This window comes from Pseudonocardia sp. TRM90224 (assembly GCF_021245725.1).
In the GTDB taxonomy this organism is placed as follows: domain Bacteria; phylum Actinomycetota; class Actinomycetes; order Mycobacteriales; family Pseudonocardiaceae; genus Pseudonocardia.
This window is the reverse complement of sequence record NZ_JAJGSX010000072.1, coordinates 19694-27542: the sequence shown is the minus strand read 5'-3', so window position 1 is coordinate 27542 and position 7849 is coordinate 19694. Positions and strand designations below refer to the sequence as shown.

The 7849-nt window shown below is 71.9% G+C and carries 8 protein-coding genes; 6 read left to right on the top strand and 2 right to left on the bottom strand.

Features of this window, described 5'->3' with window-relative positions:
• Nucleotides 1–293: 293 nt before the first annotated feature.
• Both LL648_RS42060 and LL648_RS42055 read right to left on the bottom strand, forming a co-directional pair.
• Nucleotides 294–935 (bottom strand): hypothetical protein, encoded by a 642-nt coding sequence (locus LL648_RS42060; protein WP_232668585.1) that lies wholly within the window; start codon nt 933–935, stop codon nt 294–296.
• Between the two features lie 45 nt (nt 936–980).
• The gene (locus LL648_RS42055) at nt 981–1694 is read right to left on the bottom strand and encodes a class I SAM-dependent methyltransferase (RefSeq protein ID WP_232668584.1); all 714 of its coding nucleotides are present in this window, start codon (nt 1692–1694) and stop codon (nt 981–983) included.
• A gap of 222 nt (nt 1695–1916) precedes the next feature.
• Between LL648_RS42055 and LL648_RS42050 the strand changes: the two genes are divergently transcribed.
• From LL648_RS42050 to LL648_RS42025, 6 genes are all read left to right on the top strand, one after another.
• A complete protein-coding gene (locus tag LL648_RS42050; protein ID WP_232668583.1) occupies nt 1917–3107 on the top strand; it encodes a GtrA family protein in 1191 nt (396 codons plus the stop codon).
• Nucleotides 3104–3952: a ChbG/HpnK family deacetylase gene (locus LL648_RS42045; RefSeq protein WP_232668582.1), complete on the top strand. Its 849-nt coding sequence runs from the start codon at nt 3104–3106 to the stop codon at nt 3950–3952. The genes LL648_RS42050 and LL648_RS42045 overlap by 4 nt, the downstream gene beginning before the upstream one ends.
• A 187-nt stretch (nt 3953–4139) precedes the next feature.
• A complete protein-coding gene (locus tag LL648_RS42040; protein ID WP_232668581.1) occupies nt 4140–5189 on the top strand; it encodes a glycosyltransferase in 1050 nt (349 codons plus the stop codon).
• Nucleotides 5190–5233: 44 nt separating this feature from the next.
• Nucleotides 5234–6229 (top strand): GDP-mannose 4,6-dehydratase, encoded by a 996-nt coding sequence (locus LL648_RS42035; RefSeq protein WP_232668580.1) that lies wholly within the window; start codon nt 5234–5236, stop codon nt 6227–6229.
• Nucleotides 6226–6957: a sugar phosphate nucleotidyltransferase gene (locus LL648_RS42030; protein WP_232668579.1), complete on the top strand. Its 732-nt coding sequence runs from the start codon at nt 6226–6228 to the stop codon at nt 6955–6957. Before LL648_RS42035 ends, LL648_RS42030 begins: the two co-directional genes overlap by 4 nt.
• Nucleotides 6957–7838 (top strand): NAD-dependent epimerase/dehydratase family protein, encoded by an 882-nt coding sequence (locus LL648_RS42025; RefSeq protein ID WP_232668578.1) that lies wholly within the window; start codon nt 6957–6959, stop codon nt 7836–7838. Before LL648_RS42030 ends, LL648_RS42025 begins: the two co-directional genes overlap by 1 nt.
• The last annotated feature ends 11 nt before the right edge of the window (nt 7839–7849 follow it).

Here is a 7849-nt window from a genome sequence, read left to right as displayed (position 1 = left end):
GAGGTGTCGACTCACCGTGCCGGAGGTGTCGACTCACCGTGCCGGAGGTGTCGACTCACCGTGCCGGAGGTGTCGACTCACCGTGCCGGAGGTGTCGACTCACCGTGCCGGAGGTGTCGACTCACCGTGCCGGAAGTGTCGACTCACTGCTCCGGATCGCGCGACTCACCCATTCGCCCACCCCGACTCGCGCACGGTGTTGCCCCGACTCGCGGCCGGATCTGGTGGGGGGTGAGCGTCGACAACGACGTTCTGGTCGTTTGTTAGCGCTAACAACAGCCAAAACGTCGTTGTCAACGGCCAACCCCGGCCGCCGTGACGAACCCGCCACTCGCGAGGTAGGCGACGATGTCGGCCGCTCTCTCCGGCCCTATCTGCAGGCGGCGGGCCAGGTCGTTCACCGTCGTCGGGCCGGGGAGCAGCAGCTTGATCACTTCGGTCACGTGCGGCCTGTGGAGGACGACGCGGTAGGAGAGCGCCGGGTTGATCAGCACGTCCTCGTCGCCCGCGCGTTCGAGCCGCACCCCCGCGGCCATCGAGACGGGCTCGTCGTCGTCGATCTGCGGCCATCGGAATGCGGCGTCGCTCCGCACCGGGACGAGCGACAGGATCGGGCCGGCGCCGTCGTGCAGCGCGAGCGACGGGACGACGCATCCGCCCAGCTGGTCGAGGGTCCGTTTCATCCTCGGCCATTGGGTCCCGCAGACGCCGGTTGCCTGCCATTCGTGGAACTCGGCGAGCAGCACCGGGATGTTCTCCAAGGCCACCGGGCCGAAGGCCATCCGGCGCAGCGCCTCGCGCACCATGGGACAGTCGTCGAGGACGTCGATCTCGCCCCAGCGACCGTGCACGGTCAGCCGGTGCTGCCCGGCGATCACGACGGTGTCCTCCAACAGGGAGAACAACGGTCGCCCGGCGGGATAGACCGGGGTCACGGGCTCCTCCGTTCTGCCTGTCCGCCGTGGAACCGCGAAGGAAGATTAGGACCGGTCACGGTGTCTTGTCGCGGGTTGCGCGACGAACGCCCACCGGCTCCGGTTGTCACCCAGGTTCGACGGCATCCGGTGCCCCGTCAGGCCGGCCCGCCGCGCGCACGCGCTCATCGCAGCCTCGTCGAGGCGCTGCAGCCCGAGCGAGCGGCGAACCCTGGCATAGGGGGAGACCGCGTTGCGCACGAGCGCGGCAACGGCCTCGCGCAGGAACCCACCGCGGTAGGCGAAGCGCAGCAGCGCCGCCGCGTCGGACACCACGCCGACATCGGGCGGCACGATGTCGCTGACGACGAGCCTGCCGTCGGCGCTCAGCAGCCGGCACGCATCGCGGAGCAGCGCGTCGAGCTCGGCGGCGTCGAGGTACTGCACCACCGAATGCACGATCATCAGGTCGACCGACCCGGTCGCCACCTCCGGCAGCTCGCCCGGCTCGATCACCGTGACCCCGGGGTGCCCGGCGAAGCGGGCGACGAGCCGCTCCCGGATGGAGGTGGCGGCCTCGCAGAGGACGACCTCCCGGCACGCCTGCGCGATGTCGCCCGCGAACAGCGCATCACCCGGTCCGTAGTCGAGCACCCGGGCGTCGGGCGACGGCAGCATCGCGACGACGGCGTCGGCGATCGCCCGGAAGTGCTGGTCGCGATGTGTGTCGTCGACGTAGACGTCCTGTCGCACGTTCCACTCGTCGAGCCAGGCGGACATAGGCGCTCCCTCCAGTGGCCTCAAGCGTCGCCGACCGGGGTGGGCAGTCCTTCTCCGTCGTTGCGCCCGGCCGTGGCGCAGTCGAGTGGGGGCGCAGTCGAGTGGGGGCGCAGTCGAGTTGGGCGCAGTCGAGAGGACGCACCTCCCGCCCTGGCGCAGGACGCTTCGGCGAGACCGCGACCGCCTGCGCTCGTCGAGCGCGGCTGAACGAGGGGCCTGTGCATGACCGCCACCGTTGAAGATCCGCCGATCGAGCTGACGCGGAGTCCGCTGACCGACATCGTGATCCCGATCCGCGACGCGGCGAGCGTCCCGGCCGCGACCGTCCGCAGGCTGCACGCCCACCTGACGCGCACGTTCCCCTTCCCGTTCCGCATCACGATCGCGGCGGGCGGGAGCGGCGCCGCCGACCCCACGAGCGCGGCGGAGCTGCAGCGGGACCTGCCCGAGGTGCGGTTCGTGCACGTCGGTGGGGACGGCCGCGGCGCCATTCTGCGCCGCGTGTGGAGCATGAGCGACGCCGATGTCGTGGCGTACATGGACGCGGACCTGCCCGTCGACCTCGCCGGCTTCCTGCCCCTCGTCGCGCCGCTGGTCTCCGGGCACAGCGACCTCGCGACCGGCAACCGGCCCGCCCACAGCAGCGGCGTGCTGGCGCGGGCAATCGGCTTCCTGCTGCGGGTGTTGCTGGGCGTCCGGGTCGGCGACTCGCAGTGCGCGTTCAAGGCAGGCCGCGCGGATGTGGTCAAAGCGTTGCTGCCCGGCGTCCACGACGACCGGTGGTTCTTCGACACCGAGCTGCTCTGCGTGGCCGAGCGGCACGGCATGCGGATCCACGAGATCCCGATCGACTGCCTGGACGATCCGGGCGGCTCGGCCGAGACACCGCAGACCCTTGCGGACATGATCCGCGGCGTCGTCGCGATCAGCCGACGGAAGATGCGCGGCACGTTCGGAGTGACGATCCCGGCCCACCTGGGCCGGCCCCGGCCGCCCGCTGGGATGGGCAACCAGGTGGTGTGGTTCGCGGTGATCGGCGTCGCCTCGGTCGTGACCCACGCCGGGCTGTTCCTCACCTTCCGCAGCGTCATGCCCGCGCTCGCGGCGAACGCGCTCGCCCTCGGCATCACCGGCGTGCTCAACACCGCGGCCAACCGCCGGTTCACGTTCGGGGTGCGCGGGCGGCAGGACGCGCTGCGCCACCAGATGGAGGGTGGCCTCACTTTCTTGCTCAGCCTGACCGGCACGAGCTTGGGTCTGCTGCTGGCCGGCTCCGGGCTGTCGCGGATCGCCGAGCTCGCCGTCCTCTACCTCGGTGACGCCGTTGCGACGGTGATCCGTTTCGTCTTGTTGCGGTACTGGGTGTTCGGCCGCCGGCGCACCCCGGCCGAGGCGCCGGTGGGGGAGCGATGACCCGCCGTCTGCTCATCGTCAACGCCGACGACTACGGCCTGACGCCCGCGATCTCCCGAGGCATCCTGGCCTGCCACGACGCCGGCATCGTCACCAGCGTGTCGGTGCTGGCCACCGGCCCCGCGGTGGCCACCACCGCGCCCTGGCTCGCCGACCGGCCGGGACTCGAGGTCGGCGCCCACCTCGCTGCCGTCGGGGAGGACCCCCCGCTGCTCACCGCGCGGGAGATCCCGACGCTGGTCGACCGCCGCGGGTCGTTCCGGATGAGTTGGCGCTCGTTCGTGCTCGCCGTGGCCGCGGGCCGTGTCGACCCCGACGACATCACCAGGGAGTTCGGCGCCCAGCTCGACCGGCTCATCGGCGACCTGGGCCTGCGGCCCCGCCACCTCGACACCCACCAGCACCTGCACCTCTGCCCACCGGTGGCGCGGGTCGTCACCGAGTTGGCCCTGCGCCGCGGGATCCGGGCCGTGCGCGTGCCGACGAGCGCCGCGCGCGGGCCGCGGGCCATCGGCGTGCGCCGGTGGAGCCGGGCGCTCGCCGCCCGCCTCACGGCCGCGGGACTGGTGTTCCCGGCAGCCTTCGGCGGCCTCGACGAGGCCGGCCGGCTGGACCACGACGTGCTGCAGGCCCTGATCGCGCGGCTGGCCGCCGGCCCGGCCGCGAGCATCGAGGTGAACTGCCATCCCGGCACGCCCACGGCCGCCGACCGCGCCTATTACGCGTGGAACTACGGCTGGGAGACCGAGGTCGCCGGGCTCACCGACCCCCGCCTGCGCCACGCCGTCGATCGCCTCGGCCTGCAGCTGGGCGGCTACGCCGAACTCACCGGTCTGGTGCCCTGAGTCGTCCGCGCAATCCCGTGTCGGGCACCTCGCTTCGAGGTGCCCGCCTTCGGCATGCAGTTGATCACCCATCGCAGGCCCCGGCACCGGGCGCAAGCCGGAGGACGTCCGCTCACCTCCGGGTCGTCGATGCTCGGCACAGCACCCGATCGCGTCGACGCCTGACACGGGCAGGGAAGGACAGGACATGACAGCGACCATGGAGGCGTCGGCGGTGGCGCCGTCGAGGACCCCATTGATCGAGGTCGTCGTTCCGATCCGGAACGAGGCGTCGGTACTCGACACGAACGTCCGCAGGCTGCACGCCTACCTGCAGGCCAACCTGCGCTACGACTTCCTGATCACGATCGCCGAGAGCGCCAGCACCGACGGCAGTCGGGAGATCGGCGAGGTGCTGTCCGCGGAGCTGCCGGGCGTCCGCGTCGTCACCCTCGTCGAGTTGGGGCGAGGTCTGGCCCTGCGGCACGCGTGGGCGAGCAGCTCCGCCGACGTGGTCGCCTACATGGACGCCGACCTCTCCGTCGACCTCGACGGGTTCCTCCCGCTCGTCGCATCGCTGGTCTCGGGCCACAGCGACCTCGCCATCGGCACGCGGCACGCCCGCGGGTCGAGCGTGCACCGCTCGCTGCTGCGCTCGTGCCTCTCCCGTACCTACAACTTCCTGCTTCGGGTGCTGCTCGGTGCCCGGTTCTCCGACGCGCAGTGCGGGTTCAAGGCGGGCCGGCGCGAGGTCGTGCACACCCTGCTGCCCGTCGTGCGTGACGACCGGTGGTTCTTCGACACGGAGCTGCTCTGCGTCGCCGAACGCCACGGCATGCGCATCCACGAGGTGCCGATCGACTGCCTGGACGATCCGAACAGCTCGGTCGAGATCAGCCGGACCGTCGCGGAGATGCTCCGGGGCATCGTGGGGCTGGCCGTCCGCAACGCGCGTGGCACCGCCACCGTGCCGATCCCGCCGCACCTGCGGCGGACGCGGCAGCCGCTCGCGGCGCCGCACCGGTTCCTCCGCTCCGTCGCGATCGGCGTAGGCACCGCGCTCCTGTACGGCGCGCTGTTCCTCGTGCTGCTCGGCGTCCTGCCTGCGGTCGGCGTGAACGTGGTGGCCCTGGTCGTCGCCGGATGCGTCGTCGGCCACGTCATCGCATTGGCGGCGGTCCGGTTCGTGCGGCGCCGGCGCGGCCTCGCGCAGATCCACGGGGCGGTCCCCGCGCCCCGCACCGCCGATGGCCGGTGACGGGGTTCCACCGGCTCGTCAGATCCCACTCACGGAGGTAGCAGATGTCGGACGTCGTGGCAGTCACCGGGGCCGAGGGCTTCATCGGCTCGCACCTGGTGGAGGCGCTGGTCCGGAACGGGCACCGGGTCAGAGCCATGGTGCTCTACAACTCGTTCGGCTCCTGGGGGTGGCTCGACACCCTCCCACCCGACGTGCTGGCCGAGGTGGACGTGCAGCTCGGTGACGTCCGGGACCGCGGGTGCGTCGGGGCGCTGGTCGACGGCGCGCAGGTCGTCTACCACCTCGCCGCCCTGATCGCGATCCCGTACTCGTACGAGGCGCCCCGTTCCTACGTGGACACGAACGTCCTCGGGACCCTGAACGTCCTCGACGCCGTGCGCGAGCGCGAGGTGCCGCGGCTGGTGCACACGTCGACCAGCGAGACCTACGGCACCGCCAGGACGGTGCCCATCTCGGAGGCGCACCCGCTGCAGGCGCAGTCGCCCTACGCGGCGTCGAAGGTGGCGGCGGACAAGCTGGTCGAGTCGTACCACCTGAGCTTCGGTGTGCCGGCGGTGACGTTGCGGCCGTTCAACACCTACGGCCCACGCCAGTCGACGCGGGCGGTGATCCCGACGATCATCGAGCAGCTGCTCGCGGGTGTCGGGGAGATCTGCCTGGGCGCGCTCGACCCGATCCGCGACTTCACCTACGTGGGCGACACCGTCGGCGCCTTCCTCGCCGTGGGCACGGCGCCCGCGTCGAGCGTCGTCGGCGAGCTGTTCAACGCCGGTACCGGTGTGGAGGTCTCGATCGGACAGCTCGCGACGGAGATCGTCGAGCTGGTCGGGACCGACGCGATCGTCATCGAGGACCAGCGGCGGACGCGCCCGAAGGACTCCGAGGTCATGCGGCTGATGTGCGACGCCACCGCGCTCCAGGAGCGCACGGGGTGGCAGCCGCTCGTGGATCGGCGGGCCGGCCTGCTCCGCACGATCGAGTGGTTCCGGAACCGCGGCGACGCCGCGCTGCGCAGGCAGGGTGGGTACTCGCTGTGAACACCGAACCCGGCCCGCACGCAGTGATCATCGCCGGCGGCAAGGGCGTCCGGCTGCGGCCCTACACGACCCGGCTGCCGAAGCCCCTGATGCCGGTCGGCGACGAGTTCTGCATCCTGGAGATCCTGCTGAACCAGCTGTCCCAGCGCGGCTTCGAGAGCGCGACGCTCGCCATCGGTCACCTCGGGCACCTGATCCGGGCGTTCGTCGGCGACGGCAGCCGCTGGAACCTGCGGATCGACTACGTCGTCGAGGACTTCCCCCTCGGCACCCTCGGTGCCGTCCTGGGCATGCTGGACCGGCTCCCCGAGCACTTCCTGGTGATGAACGGCGACGTCCTCACCGACATCGACTACGCCGACGTGCTCCGCCACCACATCGCGCACGACGCGCCGATGACGGTGGCCGGCTACCAGCGCGAGGTGCGCATCGACTTCGGGGTGATGACGACGGAGGACGGGCACGTGGTCCGTTTCGTCGAGAAGCCGACGATCGACTACAAGGTCAGCATGGGCGTGTACGGCATGAGCCGGCGCACGCTCCAGCGCTACCCGGCCGGGGTGCCGTTCGGGTTCGACAACCTGATGCTCGACCTGCTCGACCGCGGCGAGTCGCCCGCCGTGTACGCGTTCGACGGCTACTGGCTCGACATCGGGCGGCCCGACGACTACGACCAGGCGAACTCCGAGTTCGGCTCTATGCAGGCGAGCTTGCTCCGAGGTGCCTGATGCGGGTGGTGCTGGCCGGGGCGGGTGGGTACATCGGGCGGCACGTGCGGCGTGAGCTGGTCGCCGCGGGCGCGGACGTCACGACCATCGGGCGGTCGCAGCCCGAGCGTCTAGTTGACCTGATCAACGGCGACGGCACGCCGGTGGCGCTGGTGAACTGCGCCGGCGCCACCGGTGCCGACCCGCTCGACCTGGCGAGCGCGAACATCGACCTGCCGGCCGCGCTGGTGGCTGCGGCCGCCCGGGCGGGCTCGGCGGTTCGGCTCGTGCACCTGGGCTCCGCGGCCGAGTACGGACGGGTCGACCCCGGCCACGCGAGCCGCGAGAGCGATCCGGCGCGCCCGATCGGCCTATACGGCATGAGCAAGCTGGCCGGCACGCGGATCGTCGAGGCGGCCAAGGCGTTCGGGCTCGACGCGGTCGTGCTGCGGGTCACCAACCCCGTCGGCCCCGGGGCGCCCACCACCGGGCTCCCGGGTGCGCTGGCGGCCGAGATCCGGCGTGCGCAGGCCGAGGGCGACGCGGTGCGGGTCGGGCCGCTGGACGCGGTCCGCGACTTCGTAGACGTCCGGGACGTCGCGCGCGCGGTCGTCGCCGCCGTCCACATCCCCACGTTGACCGCCTCGACGGTCAATGTGGGCAGCGGCCGGGCCACGGTGGCGGGAGAGCTGGTCGAGGAACTGGTCGCGCTGAGCGGCTACCGCGGTGACGTGCGTCCGGTAGGGGAGGCGTCGAGCCGCTCCGCCGCCGTGCCCTGGCAGCAAGCCGACATCACCCTGGCGGCCGAGGTGCTCGATTGGCGCCCACAGAGAACCCTCCGGACGGCCCTAACGGCCCTCTGGGCCGCCACGGCAAGCGAGTCGCCAGTTCCAGCACGGTGAGTCGACACTTT